We start from the raw sequence: 15,126 nt of genomic DNA, 5'->3' as shown, positions 1-15,126 counted from the left end.
ATGCGCGCAAAGGCCTGAAAAAATGCAAAAAGTGATGAACGGTGCAGGTTTCGTGCATGGATGAAGGGAAGAATGATGGAACTCAGCGAGGATGACCTGGCCCTGATCAACGTCCTGCAGATTGCCCCGCGCCTGAGCTGGGCCGACGCAGCGGAGGTGCTGGGCGTTCACGCCACCACCCTGGCCGCCCGCTGGGAACGGCTGCGGAGCGCTGGCGTTTCATGGATCACCGCCCACCTGATCGGCGACCCCCAGCAGATGTGCCTGGCGTTCGTCGCGGTGGATTGCGAGATGCACCGGCGCGAAGAGGTTACGGCCAGGCTCGCCGACATGCCGGAAATCGTCACCGTGGAGGAGGCGGCCAGCAACCGGGACCTCATGCTGACCGTCATTACGCCCTCCCTGGACGATTTCAGCAGGAAGGTCATCGCGCGGCTGAAGGAGATCGACGGCCTCCTGAAATACCAGACCGCCCTGTGCACCCGGTTGCACGCGAGCGGCGGCTCGTGGCGGCTCAACGTGTTGAGCCGCGCGCAGCAGGCCGCGGTGCGTGCAGCGGCCGGCCCCGAGGCCAGCGGAGTCGCCCAGCCCGCCGCGCGGGAACCGTTGCCCGAGAGCCACCTGGCGCTCCTGCCGTTCCTGGCCAGGGACGGACGGGCCACCGCGGCGGACATTGCCCGCGGGCTTGGCCGGCACCCTGCCACCGTCCAGCGGCAGCTCAACCGGGTGCTCGCCAGCGGCATCCTGTCCTTCCGGTGCGAGGTGGCCCAGAAGTTTTCGGCGTTCCCCGTGACCTGCCAATGGTTCGTCAATGTCCCCGCCGGCCGGCACGAGGCAGCGGCTGCCGAGCTGAGGACGATGCGGAACGTGCGGCTCAGCGCCTCCACCACGGGGCCGACGAACTTCGTGATCATCATGTGGCTGCACTCCCTGGCGGATGTCATGAACATCGAGCTGGCGCTGCAGCAGAAGGTGCCGGGAATCGTGCTCGTGGAAAGCGTCGTCATGCTGAGCACTGTCAAGCGCGTGGGCTGGATGCTGAACCCGGATTCAAGGGCGAGCGGCGCCGTCGTCGTTCCCGCCCAGGGGATCGGCACGGACGGCTGACCGGTGACGGCTGACAGCGGCCGGGACGGGGCGGCAGACCCGCTTGTAAGCTGTGGCATGTGCCCCGAAAAGACCCGCATTCTCATCAGGAGTCCCGCCAGGAGTCCCGCCAGGAGTCCCGCCAGGAGTCCAGCCAGGAATCCAGCCGGGCTTCCGTGCCGGAATCAGCCGGGATCTTCCACCGGAGCTACCTGCTGGTAACGCTTGGCGCCTGCGCGCTGGTGTTCCTGGCGGCCTTCGAGTCCTTGGCGGTGACCACCATCATGCCGCTCGTCAGCCGGGAACTGGACGGCGCGGACCTCTACGCGCTGGCCTTTGCCGGCCCGCTTGCCACCGGAGTGATCGGCATGGTGGCCGCCGGCGGCTGGTCGGACCGCAGGGGGCCCGTGGGGCCGCTCCTGGCCGCCGTGGGCACGTTCGCGCTCGGCCTGCTCATCGCCGGCACCGCGGGGACCATGACGGTTCTGGTGTCGGGGCGGCTCGTGCAGGGGCTCGGCGGCGGCGGGCTCACGGTGGCCCTGTACGTGGTCATTGCCCGGGTCTACCCGCCGGTGCTGCACGCGAAGATCTTCGCCGCATTCTCCGCCGCCTGGGTCATCCCGTCCCTCGTCGGACCCTTTGCCGCCGGCGTCGTGGCGCAACTGGCCGGCTGGCAGTGGGTCTTCCTGGGCGTGGTCGGCCTCGTGGTCCCGGCCCTGCTCCTGACGGCCCCCGCCCTGCGCGGCCTGGACGGAAACCCCGCCCGGAGCCCAAGGGACCCCGGGGCGGTCACGGACACTGCCGCAGGCGGCACCGGGCGGCCCGGCGGCCTGGCCAAGTTGGCGCTCGCCGCGCTGGCCGCGCTCGCCGTCCTGGGCCTGAACCTGTCCGCCGAGGTCCCCGGAGCCGGCGGCGTGCTGGCAGGTGCCGCCGTCGCCGTCGCGCTCCTGGCCGTCCGCCCGCTCATGCCGCGCGGAACGCTGACCGCCCGGCGGGGTCTGCCGAGCGTCATCCTGACCCGCGGACTCGCGTCCGCCGCCTTCTTCGGCGCCGAGGTGTACCTCCCGTACCTGCTCGTGGAACGCTACGCCTTCGCTCCGACCTTTGCGGGCCTCACGCTCACCGGCGGAGCCCTCGCCTGGGCTGGGGCCTCGGCCATCCAGGGCAGGCTGGGGACCCGGCTGGAACACAGCCGGGCGGTGCGGATCGGCTCCGCCCTGGTCCTCGGCGCCGTCGTCCTGGCCTTGGTGACAACGGTGCTGGCCTGGCCGGCCGCCGTCGCCATCGCGGGCTGGATTTTCGCCGGCGGCGGGATGGGGCTGATGTATCCGCGCCTGAGCGTCATGACCCTGGCGCTGTCCACCAAGGACACCGAGGGCTTCAACAGCTCCGCGATGTCCATTTCGGATTCGCTCGGCGGCGCCCTGGCGCTCGCCGGCACCGGCATCGTCTTCGCCGCGTTTTCGACGACGACGGCGGCGTCTCCGTTCGCGGGCGTTTTCGCGCTCACGGCGGTGATCGGCGCCGCCGCCGTGGCTGTCGCGCCGCGCGTCGCCGTCGTCCCGGCCGCCGCCAGGACGCCCGGCTGACGGTACCGGACTACCACGGGCCCCGGAGCGCAAAGGGGCCCAGGAGCGCAAACGAGCCCCGGCCGGATGATCCGGCCGGGGCTCGCGCATCACAGCTGCCCTGTGCTCAGGTGAGGCTCGCGACTCAGACGGCTGTGCGGGCTTCCTCCTCCGAACGGACGGCGTTCCATTCCACAATCCGCGCCTGCTGCAGCGGTGTCTTCCGGTTGAAGTTCCAGGCGGCACCCAGCAGGAGGAACCAGATGGGGGCCACGAAGAGCGCCAGGCGGGTGTCGTCGGCCTGGGCCAGTGCCACGAGCATGAAGACGAAGAACGCGAGGACCACGTACGGCATGAAGGCGGAGCCGGGCATCTTGAACTTCGACGCCGCGTGCAGGGCCGGCCGGCGGCGGCGGAAGACGATGTAGCTGACCAGGATCATGGACCACACGAACATGGTCAGCACCGACGCCACGGAGGTGACGATCGTGAACGCGCCGATCACGGAGTCGCCGGCATAGAGCAGGACGAGCCCGGCCAGCAGGAAGATGCAGGAGAACAGCAGCGCGTTCTGCGGGACCTTGCGGCTGCTCAGTTTTCCGAAGGCTTTCGGTGCGTTCCCGTCCTGGGCCAGGCCGTAGATCATGCGGGAGGTGGAATAGATCCCGGAGTTGGCGCTGGAGGCCGCGGAGGTCAGGACCACAAGGTTGATGACGACGGCGGCGATCCCCAGCCCGGCGAGGGTGAACATGCCGATGAACGGGCTGCTGGCCGGATCGATGGTGCGCCACGGATTGACGGCCATGATGACCACCAGGGCGCCCACGTAGAAGAGCAGGACGCGGACCGGGATGGAGTTGATGGCACGCGGCAGGTTCTTCTCCGGGTCCTTGGTCTCTGCGGCGGCAGTGCCCACCAGTTCGATGCCGGCGAACGCGAAAATGGCGATCTGGAAACCGAGGATGAAGCCGAACACGCCGTGCGGGAACATGCCGCCGTCGTTCCACATGTTCGCGAGGTTGGCTACCGCGCCGTTGGGGGACGTGAAGTGGGTAGCGATCATGATCGCACCGGTGGCGATCAGGGCCACGATGGCCACCACCTTGATGATGGCAAACCAGAACTCCGCTTCACCGAACGCCTTCACGGTGGGGAGGTTCAGGAGGACCAGCACCAACGGGGTGAGCAGCGCCGGGATCCACAAGGGGGTGCCGGGCGCGAGCTTGTCCACATAGCCGGAAATGGCGACGATGTCCGCCACCCCGGTGACCACCCAGAAGAACCAGTAGGACCAGCCGGTAAAGAATCCGGCCCAGGGGCCCAGGAGGTCGCCGGCGAAGTCGCTGAAGGACTTGTAGTTCAGGTTGGAGAGCAGGATCTCGCCCATGGCCCGCATGACGAAGAACAGCATGAAGCCGATGATCATGTAGACGAAGATGACGGACGGGCCGGCGAGGGAGATGGTCTTGCCGGATCCCATGAACAGGCCGGTGCCGATTGCGCCGCCGATGGCGAGCAGTTGGATGTGGCGGTTGCCGAGGGCCCGGGCGAGGTGGGGCTCGCGGCTCCCGGCGCCGGCGTCACGGTGGGTGGCCGCGGTTTCAGAGGGGGCAATGTCAGATTCTGCAGTGGCCGGAGCGGCCGTGGTGGTGCGTTCAGACATGAGGCTTCTTCCTTGTCACGGGCGGCCACAGCGGTGGGGGTTCCGCGATGCGGTCCGCCAGGCCCGTCACAGTGTGACGGAGGTAACAGTTTTAGCGGGTAGATCAAGATTAGGGCCGGTATTTGGCGGCCCCTGTTGTCGCGGCCGTCCGCGAATATGGACCGGCCGGTCCACGAAGCGCCGTGCCGGCCCCGGCGGCGAGGAGGTCCCGCCCGGCGACGGAACCGGCCCAAAGCCGCGTCTTGCGCGGGCTTTAGGGGATGATACGACGCCGGCACGCTCGTCGGTCACGGCCGCCGGCACCGCCTCTGTGCGGCGCTCCCGCGCTTGGTTGTAGTCGACAGTTGTCGACCATCTTAGCTTCAGTTGTCGTCCGCTGTCCTTTGTCACATTATTTGCGCGTCGGCGTCGGCGTCGGCCGGGCCGAGGGCGCGGGGCTCGGGTCCGCAGCGCGCAGGGCCTCAGTCCTTACTGAATCCTTCCTTGAGCTCTCGGGCCGCCTCCCCGCCCCGTGCAGGGCGGCGAATTCATGGCTGCATCGATGCCTACGCTATTGGGCGGCCAGCCGGGTAGCCCGGAGCACGGCGTCTGAGAGGGACGCTGCCTCGCCTTCGGGGCCCCTGACGAGGCGATGCCGGGTGTCCAAGACCTCAATGCGCCACTCGGGTTCCTCGATCCGTAGCTCACGGGCAAGGTCCTCGGCGGTAAAGAACTTCTCCGGAGTATGGTCGTGGTGCTCGCCCCACGGCGGCAGCCCGTCGGGATGGTGGCCGACGATCAGCAGTGTGCCGCCGGTCCGCACCGCCGCCGCCGCGAGCTGCAGCGCCTGTTGCCACGGCATCAGGGTGGAATGCAGGAACTGGGCCGTGACGAGATCGAACAGGCGGTCGGGGACCCACGTGGCCAGATCCTGCTGTACCCACTCGATGGTGGCGTCCTGGCCCCGTTCCCGGGCGTGCGCGGCCGCACGTTCAAGGGCGACGGCGGAGACGTCCAGGGCGGTCACGGCCCATCCGCGGGCGGCGAGCCAAATGGCATCCGCCCCCTCCCCGCACCCCAGGTCCAGAGCTTTGCCGGGCGGCAGGTGGGCCGCCTCTGCGACGAGCTGCGGATTCGGCTCCCCGCTCCACATCCTGGCGCGGCTGCTGTACTTTTCGTCCCACATCCGGGCCGCGGTGCCGGGCGCCACAGGCTCGGCGGAATCATGCTCGGCGGAATCGGTCGCGTGACTGTGGCTGTGTTCTGTCATGGTTTCCCCTCGTTGCGTCGGTCGGCCGGGCTTTGGTGTCGGTTTGGATGAGGGCCATCTGGCTGCGGACCGTCGCCGGCGGCGGCGGGCACGACGGCGGTGACGAACCCGGCCGGCGCGGACCGGCGTCGGGTCTCCCGGCCGAAATTCCTGTGCTCCTCAAGGACCAGCCCGAAGGACCCGACAAAGTCGGCGGCGCTCTTCCTGGCCGGGGGAGTGTTGTCGATGCCAAAGGTGATCGGCTCCCCGACGAAATTCGCCGTGGCCCGGGCGTACCGCATGTACGGCGATCGTGAGGCGACGATTTCCTTGGAGAATTAGTCAAAGGCCACGACGCTTCCAGGCGCGGTGGCGGCGATCCTGCGCAAAGTTGCCTCGACCGAGGCGCGGTCCAGATACATGGTCACCCCTTCCCAGAGGAAGAATGTGGGGCTGCCGGGGTCGAAACCCGCCGCCACGAGCTTCGCCATCCAATCCTCGGTCTCAAAGTCTGCGGATACGTAGATGGCCAGGCGGGTGGACAGGCCCGCTTTCTCGAGCATCGAGGCCTTGTAGGCCTGGGTTCGGGGCATATCGATTTCAAAGCAGCGCACGCGCTCCTCCGGTGGCAGCCTGAACACCCGGGTGTCGAAGCCCGCTCCGAGGATCACGAGCTGCTCGACGCCGTCAAGATGCCGCTGGACGGCGGCATCGTAGTAGCTTGTCCGTGCTGTCGACTGATGGCGCATCGGGGGCCGGTCCCGGTACGGGTAGCGGTAGATCCTGGGAACGTAGCCAGTCAGCAAGTGGCCCACAAGAGTGGGGGCAGTCGTCAGCCGAAACCCCTCCTGGGACACATTCGGCATGACTGCCATGAGCCGGACGGCGGGCTCATCCGGCCTCGTCTCCAGCCGGTGTTGCATGTAGCGCGTGTAGAGGGACGCGAACAAGGTGGCCGAAACGCCCGTGCGCCGGCTGTAGGCGAGCAGCCGCGGGACGGTCGCGACGTAGGCCGCCACCGCCAGGGGCAACAGCACCACCTGGATGGTCCGATAGGCGCCAGCACCGACTATTCCCGGCATCGTGCCTGGTCTCCTCTCCTCGCCCTGTCCGCCATGCTCCTCCGGGACGCACCGGTGGTCAATGACGCGGTGTCGAAGTGACACATGGAAATCACGCGCCGGAAACGATTTCGAAACGAGGCTCGTGAATGCTGGGCGCAGGACGTTAAAAGGCTGGGGAAGGCAATGATCATGGACGTTGACGAAGCACGGCACATCCGCCGCTCCGGCGAGCTGAACGTGGGCGATGAGATTGAAGCCTGGCATAACGGCAAACTCTTCCATCGGGGCACAGTGACCCAGACGGTCACGGCCGTGGATCTCTTCTGGATCCTGGATTCCCGGACGGGTACGCGCCGCCTGATCGACGCGGGAGCCCTCCTGATCCTGCGCCCGGAGGGCCCGGGCGCGGCCAAACCGGCGTCCCCGGCGCCTGGCCGGACGCCCACGGCGTCCGGCAAAACGCCTCCGGCGCCCGGCCAAACGCGCCCGGCGTCGCCCAACATGCCGCTGTTCCAGGCCCCCGGCCTCGCGGGTTAGGAACGGCTCCGGCTGCCGTGGATACGGGACCGGCACCCGCCGGATGGTAGACTGGTGAAACTTGATGTGCAGTGATGCCCACTTTGATCTGATTGATGAGCTCTTATTGAAGAGCTTTTGACCGGCTTCGGTCCGTCATTCAGATCCCTGCCGGATTCCTTCGGGAATCCGTCGGCAGGCAGTGGGTTTTTTTCATGTGAGAGGCACATCCTGCGTCGATGAACGCGTTCCATTTGGTCCCGGCGGCCGCTTGCCGAAGTTTGGCAGCAGCCCGGTTGATCACCTGACTTTTCTTCGGCGAACCCCTGGGCCAACCGGCACCGGGGGCCGATATCCGCATGGATACCGCCTGAAAGACCTTGAAACACATGACTACTTTTGCTGCCCTCGGCACGCCCAAGGCCCTTGCCGACACCCTCACCGCCCAGGGAATCGTTGAACCGTTCCCCATCCAGGTCAAGACCCTCCCGGACACCCTGGCGGGACGCGACGTCCTCGGCCGCGGCCGCACCGGCTCCGGCAAGACCATCGCTTTCGCCATCCCGCTTGTAGCCCGACTCGCTGAGCGGGAAGCAAAGCACTTCCGCAAGCCCGGCCGCCCGATGGGCCTGGTCCTCGCGCCGACCCGTGAACTGGCCACCCAGATCAACGCGACCATCGAGCCGATGGCGAAGGCCATGGGCCTGAACACCACCGTGATCTACGGCGGCATCTCCCAGGCCCGTCAGGAAAAGGCCCTGCGCGCCGGCGTCGACATCGTCATTGCCTGCCCCGGCCGCTTGGAGGACTTGATCCGCCAGCGCATCCTGACCCTCGAAGGTGTCGAGATCACCGTCCTGGACGAGGCCGACCACATGGCCGACCTCGGCTTCCTGCCGGTGGTCAAGAAGCTCATGGACATGACCCCCAGCCAGGGCCAGCGACTGCTCTTCTCCGCCACCCTGGACAACGGCGTTGACAAGATCGTCCAGCGTTACCTGTCCAACCCGCTGACTCACGCCGTGGACGAATCACAGGCCGCGGTGACCACCATGGAACACCACGTGCTCGTCGTCAACGACCAGACCGTCAAGAAGCAGCTGATTGTCGAGCTCGCCTCGGGTGCCGGCCGCCGTGTGCTCTTCCTGCGCACCAAGCACCACGCCCGCAAGCTTGCCAAGACCCTGACCGACGCCGGCATCCCCGCCGTCGACCTCCACGGCAACCTCTCGCAGAACGCCCGTGACCGCAACCTGGCCGAGTTCTCCTCCGGTGAGGTCCGCGTGCTGGTCGCCACCGACGTCGCGGCGCGCGGCGTCCACGTCGACGACGTCGAGCTGGTCATCCACGTGGATCCGCCCACGGAGCACAAGGCATACCTGCACCGCTCCGGTCGTACGGCCCGCGCTGGTTCCGACGGCACGGTTGTGACCCTGACGCTGCCCGAGCAGCAGTCGGACGTCAAGAAGCTCATGAAGGCTGCCGGCGTCGAGGTCAACTTCGAACGCGTCACCGCCAACTCACCGCTGGTCGCCGAACTGGTCGGCGAAATGGCCGATAAGATCGATCCGCGCACCCGCGCCGCGCTGCTGGCCGCCAAGGCCGCTCAGCACGGTGGCGGCACGTCGACCGGCGCCAACGCCGAGCGCAAGCGCGCACGCCGCCAGGCCGCACCCACCGCGGGTGGCCGAGGCGGCCGAGGCGGACGCGGACGCGTCGGGGCCGAGGCTCCGCGCACCGACCTGCCTCGCGCCGAGCGCCGCGCCGTCGCCTATGAAGGCCAGGCCGCTGCCCGCAACGCCGCAGAGCGCGTCGCGGAGAAGAACGAAGACCGCGCCGAGGCCGAGCGCGCCGAGCGCCGGAATGCACGTGGCCGCGGCCGCGTAACTGCTTACGGGCACCACAACGATGTCCCTGCCGCCGGCGGCCGTGCTGCTGCGGGCCGGGGTTCGGACGGCCGCGCCGCAGAAGGACGCGGCGAGGCACGGGGCGCGTCGGCTCCCCGCAGCGGCTCACCCCGCAGCGGTGCCCCCCGCACCGGTGGCGCACCCCGCACGGGTTCGACGGCGGGCGGCCAGCGCAATGGCCGCCCGGCCACGGGCCAGCGCGCTGCAGCCGGCGCCAAGTCCGGTGGAAGCAAAACCGGTGGCAGCGCGGCTGTCTGGTCCTCAAACACCGGCGGCACCTCGGGCGGCTCCTACGCTGGCGGCGGCAACGGCCGCTCCGGTGACGGCCGTCCGGCCCGCAGCGGCCCCCGCCGCGCGTCGGCTCCGGCCTCGAACGAACGCCGCAGCCGCTAAGGTTCGGGTTTTCGCTACATAAAGCAGCTGGCGATACGCAAAATGCCGGTCGCTACGGGTATTCCCGCAGCGACCGGCATTATGCGCAGCGCAAGTCGCGAAGCCTAGCGCCGGTTACCAGCCGCGGGCGCGCCACTCGTCCAGATGCGGGCGTTCCGCGCCCAGGGTGGTGGGGTTGCCGTGGCCAGGGTGCACCACGGTGTCATCCGGGTAGACGTCGAACAGCCGCTCGCTGACATCGGTGATCAGCTGGGCAAACCGCTCCGGATCCTTCTGGGTGTTGCCCACGCCGCCGGGAAACAACGAGTCGCCGGAAAAGATATGTGCCGGGCCGTCCGGGTCCTGGTAGACCAAGGCCACCGAGCCCGGCGTATGCCCGCGCAGATGAACAGCGGCCACGTCGAAGCCGTCGAAGTTCCCGACGTCGCCGTGATCCAGCAGAACATCGACCGGCACCGGCAGCTCGGGGGCGTCTTCCGTCCCGGCGGCCGTCTTCGCCCCGGTCGCTTCCACCAGGCCCGGCAGCGCACGGACGTGGTCCCAGTGCTGATGGGTGGTGGCAATCAGCGCCAGCTGCGGCGTCGCGTCGGTATCCGCGGCGGCATCGGCGAGCAGCCCTTGGATGGCGGCCAGATCATCGGCCGCATCGATCAGGAGCTGCGCGCCGGAGGCCTTGGCCGTGAGCAGGTAAACGTTGTTGTCCATCTCGCCAACTGATATCCGGCGGATGGTGATGTCCCGTAGCGAGTGAATGAGTGAGTCCATGGGCTTCAGTCTAGGACTCGCTATTCCCGGCCCTCGGACACCCAGCGGGGGTCCGCGGAACGGGAGCCGACGACGTCGTCCGCGGCGGCGTCGAGCGTCTCGAGTTGCGCCGGCGTCAGGACAAGCTCCAACGCGCCGAGGTTCTCATCGATCCGGTCCGCCTTGCGGGTGCCGGGAATGGGGACCACCGGGAGCCCGTACTTCCCGCCCTGTGCGAGCAGCCAGGCCAGCGCCACCTGGGCGGGCGTCGCCGGCTTCCCGGCGACGGTGAGTTCGGCGGCGACCGCCTTCACGGCGGTCACCACGGCCTGGTTTGCGCCGGCAGCGTCTGCGGCGAAGCGCGGGATGTTGCGGCGGAAGTCGCTGCTGCCCAGCGTTGAAGCGTCGACGGTGCCGGTGAGGAATCCCCGGCCCAGCGGCGAGTAAGGCACAAAACCCACACCCAGCCCGGCCGCGGCAGGAACAACGTTGCGTTCCACATCGCGGCTCCAGATGGACCACTCGCTCTGCACCGCGGCGATCGGGTGGACACTGCTGGCCTCGCGCAGCTCCTCGGCCGTCACTTCGGACAGGCCCAGGTGCCGCACCTTGCCGGCCTGCACCAGCTTCGCCATGGCCTCCACGGTTTCCACAATCGGAACGCGGAGGTCACGGCGGTGCATGTAGTACAGGTCGATGCTGTCGGTGCCCAGCCGCTGCAGGCTGCGGTCCACCGCCTGGTTCACGTATGCCGCGTCGCCACGGATGTCGGTGTAGCCGGCCGCCGGGTTCCCCACCAAGGCGAACTTGGTGGCCAGCTGGACCTCATCCCGCCGCTCCTTGAGCAGCTGTCCGATCAGCTCCTCATTGCTGCCGCCGCCGTAGATGTCCGCGGTGTCCAGGAATGTGACGCCGGCGTCCACGGCGTGGTGCAGGGTTTTCAGCGCCGCGGCCGGATCCACGTCGCCATACACGGGCGTCAGGGCCATGCCACCGAACCCCAGGGGACTGACCGTAAGGCCGTCGCCGAGCTGGACTGGTGCTGCCGTCATCTGGATCTCCTTCGCTAGGGGTTCATTCCCTGCCAAGAACCCCCGGTGGCGCGCGGCTATTCCTGCGCTCCTGCCCGGTTGCTGCCCGGTTGCTTCGCGGTTGCTGCCCGGTTGCTTCCCGACGGCGGCCCCGGACAGGGCGTGTTGCCGGCGATTCGCGGGCTTGGTCCCGGACTAACTGGGCGGGAGCGTCGGCGTACCGGCAGCATCCCCGGCCGGCAGAAGTTTCAGGCCCGCGGCGCAGCCGACAATCCCGGCAATGAAGATCAGCTTGAGCGGGCTGGCCGGTTCGACGCGGGTGGCCATCGCCCAGCCGACCGTCAGGGCCGCGCCGATCCCCACCCAGACCGCGTAGGCGGTGCCGAGCGGGATACGCTTCACGGCCGTGCCGAGTCCGGTCATGCTGAGCGTGGCCGCCACCGCAAACACGAGGGTGGGCAGCGGGCGGGTGAAGCCCTCCGACAGGCCCAAAGCCGTGGCCCAGACGGCCTCGAGCACGGCGGACGCGAGCAGGATCAGCCAGGCCAGGGCCGGCGCGGAGCGGTCTTGGGGGCGGGCGTTCGATGCCATGGTCAGGCCACCAGCTTCAGGCCGACGACACTCGCCGCGATCCCGCCGAGTAACAGGATCCGGGCCGCCGTCGCGCGTTCAACCTTGGTGATGATGGCGTAGGCGGACGTCAGTACGACGCCTACCCCCACCCAGACGGCATAGCCGGTGCCGGGCGGGATGGTCTGCATGGCGACGGCGAGGCCTCCCGTGCTGGCGAGGACGGAGACGAGGAAGACCAGTCCCGGGATCACCCGGCGGCGGCCCGTGGCCTGCGTGGTGCGGTGCAGGGCGGCAGCCCAGACGGCTTCCAGCGCCCCGGAAAGAATGAGGACAAGCCACGACATGACAGCTCCTGTGGCCAGTCTTGTCGCGTGCCGGGTACTGAACCGTCGTCCGGAGGCCCCGGACAGGGGGCCTTGGCATCCAAGTCTAGCAAGTCCCGCTTACAGCCCGACGGCGTCGCTCCAGACCGTGAACGTGCGCCCCACCGGGTAATGCCGGCACGGCTCGTCCGGCGTGGCAAAGTCTCCGGCATCAATGTCGGACGCCGCTGAGACCACGGCGCGGCCGTCGGCGTTGGCCAACACCGCCCGGGCGCCGACGCGCCGCAGAGCCGGCATCGCCCAGCGTTCGAGGCGCTGGACGGTGACGTCGACGCCCACGATTCCTGCGACCGGACCGCCCGGGCGGGTGAAGACCGGGTGCGTGAAGGTCAGGACGTACTCGTCGGTGCAGAGGAAGTCCACGTAGGGACCGGTGACATGCGCACGGCCCGTTTCCACGGGGATCCTGAACCACTCAGCTTTGACGTAGCGGCTGATGGAGTTGGGGCTGAAGTTGGCCAGTGCGTCCACGGGTTCCAGGTCCGGGCCCTGCCACCAGGCGATGTAGCTGCGCTCGGGCCCGAGCAGCCCGGCGTTGGCGATGAATCCGGCGCCGGCCGCGTACCCCTCGGGCAGCTGGACCAGTTCCTCGACCACCGGCCGGATGAGCTTGTCCACGGCCGTGCCGGTGACCTTCCCGGACATGGCGGCCAGCGCTGTCCCGGTCTCGGCGGCCCACGCTGCCAGGCGGTGCTCGATTCCGGCGATCGTGCCGTGGAGCTCGGCAGCGGCCTCTTCGGCAGAGCCAGGTTCGGCCGGTCCTGCGGCTGGCCCTGCGATGGAGGTGGGTTCGGACATGGTTGCTTTCCTTATCGAAGGTGCGGGCGGTGAGATGAACGTCGTGCGGTCAGGGGCGGTCAGTGCGGTGGGTCAAAAATTGTCCGGCCAATGGCGTTGGCCTGCTCGGTCAGCAGCCAGTCGGTGGTGGCCGCGATCAGGGCCTTGACACCTGTTTCGGCGGCACCGGGCCGGTGGGCCTCGATCGCGGCGGCCACGTCCTCCAGGATCATGCCGCTGCGCCCGCGGTACTCGGGGTCGGCGCAGGGCAGCAGCGTGAGGGTGCCGAGATCAGCCTGCAGCCGGATGAGCTCCCGGGCGAGCCGGGCGGAGCGGGCAATGGCCGCGACTTCCAGCAGGAACTCGGACAGCGCCAGCCGCCAGCTCAGGGAGTCGTCGTCGGCCGCGGGAATGAACGAGCGCAGGGTGGCGATGTCCGCGGCGTCGGAGCGGCGGGCCGCGACCCCCGCGCAGGCCGCGGCGATGGCCTGGTAGTGCAGCGCCAGGTCCCGGATCTGCAGCCGGCTCAACGCGTGCAGTTGCGCCAGGGCCCTTTCCCGGGAGGGCAGGACGTCGTCGGCAATGAAGCTCCCGCCGCTGCGGCCGCGGGCGGTCCGGATGATGCCCGAGGCCCGCAGCTGGGACAGGGCCTCCCGTGCCGTCACCGCGGATACCCCGAGGGCAGCAGCCAGTTCGGTTTCGTTCGGCAACCGCTGGCCGCTGGTCAGCAGCCCGGTCTCCACCGCCTGCTCGATCCGGCCGCACACCTCGTCCACGAGCCCGCGGGATTTGATCGGCGTAAACACGGCCGCCAGGCTTCGGGAGGCGCCCTGGGGCGACAACAGCATCAGGGCCTCCCTTCCCTCCGGCGGTACACGAACCGCTCCCGGCGGGGGCATTCGCCCCGGTCCGAGTGCAAAGTCCGGGACCGGCGCCGCCGTGCGTCGTCCGGGCTGATGACATCCTAATCCGGGCTTTGCCGGAGGGTCTATACATAAATCCTATGAAGTAATAGCATTTTGGCCAGCAGTCCGATGTGGCCTGGGTCACACTACGCTCCGTGGCTCTCCCCTGGGTGAACCGCAACGCACCGGCAACGAGGTAAGGCGCACCGCATGACCGAAACACTGGCCGCAGGCACTGCGACCGGGACCGAGGAGGTTCCGGCGATCCGCCTGCGCAAGCTCACCAAAGTATTCGGGGACACCGTCGCGGTAAATGCCGTGGACCTGGACATCCGCCACGGGGAATTCTTCTCCATGCTCGGCCCGTCCGGCTCCGGCAAGACCACAGTCCTGCGCTTGATCGCCGGCTTCGAACTTCCGACGTCCGGCACCATTGAACTCGAGGGCAAGGACGTCACGTCCATGGCGCCCTTCCAGCGGGACGTCAACACCGTTTTTCAGGACTACGCGTTGTTCCCGCATATTTCCCTGGTGGACAACGTCGCCTACGGGCTGCGGGTCCGCGGCATGCCCGGGAACCAGCGCCGGGAGCGGGCCAGGGAGGCCCTGGACCGCGTCCAGCTGGGCAAATTCGTGGGCCGCAAACCGGCGCAACTCTCCGGTGGCCAGCGGCAGCGCGTTGCCCTGGCCCGGGCCCTCGTTGTGGAACCGAAAGTCCTCCTGCTGGACGAGCCGCTCGGTGCCCTGGACCTGAAGCTCCGCCAGCAGATGCAGGTCGAACTCAAGGAATTGCAGCGCTCGCTGGGGATCACCTTCATCTTCGTCACCCACGACCAGGAGGAGGCCCTGACCATGAGTGACCGGATCGGCGTCTTCAACAACGGCAGCATCGAACAGATCGGCACCGCGCACGACATCTACGAGCGCCCCGGAGGCGTCTTTGTGGCCAATTTCGTCGGCACCTCCAACATTTTCGACGCCGACCAGGCCCAGGGTGTCTATGGCCGGGCGGAGCCTCTTTGCATCCGGCCGGAGCGGCTGCGCGTGGCCTGGACCGGCGAACCGGAGCGCCGTTCCGGCACCACGTCCCGGCCCGGAACGGTGACGTCGTTCGTGTACGTCGGGCATGCCACCCAGGTGCGGGTGCAGCTCGACGACGGCGGGCCCGCCGTCGTCGCTCTCGTTCCGGAAAAGCTTCCCGGCAGCGACGCACAACTGGTGAACCGGCCCGTCACCGTCAGCTGGGACGACGACGCCGTCGTCTGGCTGCCGTCCCACGGCTCCTGAT

The 15,126-nt window shown here is 68.6% G+C and carries 15 protein-coding genes and 1 riboswitch; of the genes, 5 read left to right on the top strand and 10 right to left on the bottom strand.

The genetic code is table 11. The features are described from left to right. The first annotated feature begins 75 nt into the window (after nucleotides 1-75). Together AB4Y72_RS13530 and AB4Y72_RS13525 are read left to right on the top strand one after the other, a co-directional pair. A complete protein-coding gene (locus tag AB4Y72_RS13530; RefSeq protein ID WP_441426772.1) occupies nucleotides 76-1,107 on the top strand; it encodes an Lrp/AsnC family transcriptional regulator in 1,032 nt (343 codons plus the stop codon). Nucleotides 1,108-1,166: 59 nt separating this feature from the next. Next, nucleotides 1,167-2,675 carry an MFS transporter gene (locus tag AB4Y72_RS13525; RefSeq protein ID WP_441426673.1) on the top strand — a complete coding sequence of 503 codons (1,509 nt, stop codon included), beginning with the start codon at nucleotides 1,167-1,169 and terminating at the stop codon, nucleotides 2,673-2,675. Nucleotides 2,676-2,799: 124 nt separating this feature from the next. Here AB4Y72_RS13525 and cycA read toward each other — a convergent pair whose 3' ends face one another. The 4 genes from cycA to AB4Y72_RS13505 form a co-directional block, all read right to left on the bottom strand. Then, entirely contained in the window at nucleotides 2,800-4,317 is a 1,518-nt protein-coding gene (gene cycA, locus AB4Y72_RS13520) for a D-serine/D-alanine/glycine transporter (RefSeq protein WP_441426672.1), read from the bottom strand. A gap of 550 nt (nucleotides 4,318-4,867) precedes the next feature. Next, nucleotides 4,868-5,566, bottom strand: coding sequence for a class I SAM-dependent methyltransferase (locus AB4Y72_RS13515; RefSeq protein ID WP_441426671.1), 699 nt, complete (start codon nucleotides 5,564-5,566; stop codon nucleotides 4,868-4,870). Beyond that, complete coding sequence (locus AB4Y72_RS13510) at nucleotides 5,563-5,847, bottom strand: hypothetical protein (protein ID WP_441426670.1); 285 nt, start codon at nucleotides 5,845-5,847, stop codon at nucleotides 5,563-5,565. Before AB4Y72_RS13510 ends, AB4Y72_RS13515 begins: the two co-directional genes overlap by 4 nt. Nucleotides 5,848-5,883: 36 nt before the next feature. Continuing rightward, on the bottom strand, nucleotides 5,884-6,627 hold the full coding sequence (locus tag AB4Y72_RS13505) for a class I SAM-dependent methyltransferase (RefSeq protein WP_441426669.1): 744 nt from the start codon (nucleotides 6,625-6,627) through the stop codon (nucleotides 5,884-5,886). 171 nt (nucleotides 6,628-6,798) lie between these two features. Between AB4Y72_RS13505 and AB4Y72_RS13500 the strand changes: the two genes are divergently transcribed. Together AB4Y72_RS13500 and AB4Y72_RS13495 are read left to right on the top strand one after the other, a co-directional pair. Then, nucleotides 6,799-7,146: a hypothetical protein gene (locus tag AB4Y72_RS13500; protein ID WP_441426668.1), complete on the top strand. Its 348-nt coding sequence runs from the start codon at nucleotides 6,799-6,801 to the stop codon at nucleotides 7,144-7,146. A gap of 368 nt (nucleotides 7,147-7,514) precedes the next feature. After that, the gene (locus AB4Y72_RS13495; protein ID WP_441426667.1) at nucleotides 7,515-9,425 is read left to right on the top strand and encodes a DEAD/DEAH box helicase; all 1,911 of its coding nucleotides are present in this window, start codon (nucleotides 7,515-7,517) and stop codon (nucleotides 9,423-9,425) included. A 114-nt stretch (nucleotides 9,426-9,539) separates the two neighbouring features. Here AB4Y72_RS13495 and AB4Y72_RS13490 read toward each other — a convergent pair whose 3' ends face one another. The 6 genes from AB4Y72_RS13490 to AB4Y72_RS13465 all read right to left on the bottom strand — a co-directional run bounded on the left by AB4Y72_RS13490 (nucleotide 9,540) and on the right by AB4Y72_RS13465 (nucleotide 13,781). Continuing rightward, on the bottom strand, nucleotides 9,540-10,190 hold the full coding sequence (locus AB4Y72_RS13490) for an MBL fold metallo-hydrolase (protein WP_441426666.1): 651 nt from the start codon (nucleotides 10,188-10,190) through the stop codon (nucleotides 9,540-9,542). Between the two features lie 20 nt (nucleotides 10,191-10,210). Next, nucleotides 10,211-11,221 (bottom strand): aldo/keto reductase, encoded by a 1,011-nt coding sequence (locus AB4Y72_RS13485; RefSeq protein WP_441426665.1) that lies wholly within the window; start codon nucleotides 11,219-11,221, stop codon nucleotides 10,211-10,213. A 174-nt stretch (nucleotides 11,222-11,395) separates the two neighbouring features. Next, nucleotides 11,396-11,791 carry a DMT family transporter gene (locus AB4Y72_RS13480; RefSeq protein WP_441426664.1) on the bottom strand — a complete coding sequence of 132 codons (396 nt, stop codon included), beginning with the start codon at nucleotides 11,789-11,791 and terminating at the stop codon, nucleotides 11,396-11,398. 2 nt (nucleotides 11,792-11,793) lie between these two features. Continuing rightward, entirely contained in the window at nucleotides 11,794-12,117 is a 324-nt protein-coding gene (locus AB4Y72_RS13475; RefSeq protein WP_441426663.1) for a DMT family transporter, read from the bottom strand. Between the two features lie 9 nt (nucleotides 12,118-12,126). Continuing rightward, nucleotides 12,127-12,193: riboswitch (guanidine-III (ykkC-III) riboswitch) on the bottom strand. Nucleotides 12,194-12,216: 23 nt separating this feature from the next. Further along, complete coding sequence (locus AB4Y72_RS13470; RefSeq protein ID WP_441426662.1) at nucleotides 12,217-12,954, bottom strand: cache domain-containing protein; 738 nt, start codon at nucleotides 12,952-12,954, stop codon at nucleotides 12,217-12,219. Between the two features lie 59 nt (nucleotides 12,955-13,013). Further along, entirely contained in the window at nucleotides 13,014-13,781 is a 768-nt protein-coding gene (locus AB4Y72_RS13465; RefSeq protein ID WP_441426661.1) for a FadR/GntR family transcriptional regulator, read from the bottom strand. Nucleotides 13,782-14,048: 267 nt separating this feature from the next. On the opposite strand from AB4Y72_RS13465, the gene AB4Y72_RS13460 reads away from it, so the two are divergent. Next, nucleotides 14,049-15,125 (top strand): ABC transporter ATP-binding protein, encoded by a 1,077-nt coding sequence (locus tag AB4Y72_RS13460; RefSeq protein ID WP_441426660.1) that lies wholly within the window; start codon nucleotides 14,049-14,051, stop codon nucleotides 15,123-15,125. The last annotated feature ends 1 nt before the right edge of the window (nucleotide 15,126 follow it).

The sequence above is a fragment of the Arthrobacter sp. YAF34 genome (assembly GCF_052113245.1).
Taxonomy (GTDB): domain Bacteria; phylum Actinomycetota; class Actinomycetes; order Actinomycetales; family Micrococcaceae; genus Arthrobacter.
Note: the sequence above shows the minus strand (reverse complement) of the source record. Positions and strands in the feature narration are given on the sequence as shown.

What these genes read in the sequence shown, in the direction of transcription:
- AB4Y72_RS13530 (WP_441426772.1), top strand. Translation starts at nt 76, where the DNA reads ATGGAACTCAGCGAGGATGACCTGGCCCTGATCAACGTCCTGCAGATT.
- cycA (WP_441426672.1), bottom strand. Translation starts at nt 4,317, where the DNA reads ATGTCTGAACGCACCACCACGGCCGCTCCGGCCACTGCAGAATCTGAC.
- AB4Y72_RS13515 (WP_441426671.1), bottom strand. Translation starts at nt 5,566, where the DNA reads ATGACAGAACACAGCCACAGTCACGCGACCGATTCCGCCGAGCATGAT.
- AB4Y72_RS13510 (WP_441426670.1), bottom strand. Translation starts at nt 5,847, where the DNA reads ATGCGGTACGCCCGGGCCACGGCGAATTTCGTCGGGGAGCCGATCACC.
- AB4Y72_RS13505 (WP_441426669.1), bottom strand. Translation starts at nt 6,627, where the DNA reads ATGCCGGGAATAGTCGGTGCTGGCGCCTATCGGACCATCCAGGTGGTG.
- AB4Y72_RS13500 (WP_441426668.1), top strand. Translation starts at nt 6,799, where the DNA reads ATGGACGTTGACGAAGCACGGCACATCCGCCGCTCCGGCGAGCTGAAC.
- AB4Y72_RS13495 (WP_441426667.1), top strand. Translation starts at nt 7,515, where the DNA reads ATGACTACTTTTGCTGCCCTCGGCACGCCCAAGGCCCTTGCCGACACC.
- AB4Y72_RS13490 (WP_441426666.1), bottom strand. Translation starts at nt 10,190, where the DNA reads ATGGACTCACTCATTCACTCGCTACGGGACATCACCATCCGCCGGATA.
- AB4Y72_RS13485 (WP_441426665.1), bottom strand. Translation starts at nt 11,221, where the DNA reads ATGACGGCAGCACCAGTCCAGCTCGGCGACGGCCTTACGGTCAGTCCC.
- AB4Y72_RS13480 (WP_441426664.1), bottom strand. Translation starts at nt 11,791, where the DNA reads ATGGCATCGAACGCCCGCCCCCAAGACCGCTCCGCGCCGGCCCTGGCC.
- AB4Y72_RS13475 (WP_441426663.1), bottom strand. Translation starts at nt 12,117, where the DNA reads ATGTCGTGGCTTGTCCTCATTCTTTCCGGGGCGCTGGAAGCCGTCTGG.
- AB4Y72_RS13470 (WP_441426662.1), bottom strand. Translation starts at nt 12,954, where the DNA reads ATGTCCGAACCCACCTCCATCGCAGGGCCAGCCGCAGGACCGGCCGAA.
- AB4Y72_RS13465 (WP_441426661.1), bottom strand. Translation starts at nt 13,781, where the DNA reads ATGCTGTTGTCGCCCCAGGGCGCCTCCCGAAGCCTGGCGGCCGTGTTT.
- AB4Y72_RS13460 (WP_441426660.1), top strand. Translation starts at nt 14,049, where the DNA reads ATGACCGAAACACTGGCCGCAGGCACTGCGACCGGGACCGAGGAGGTT.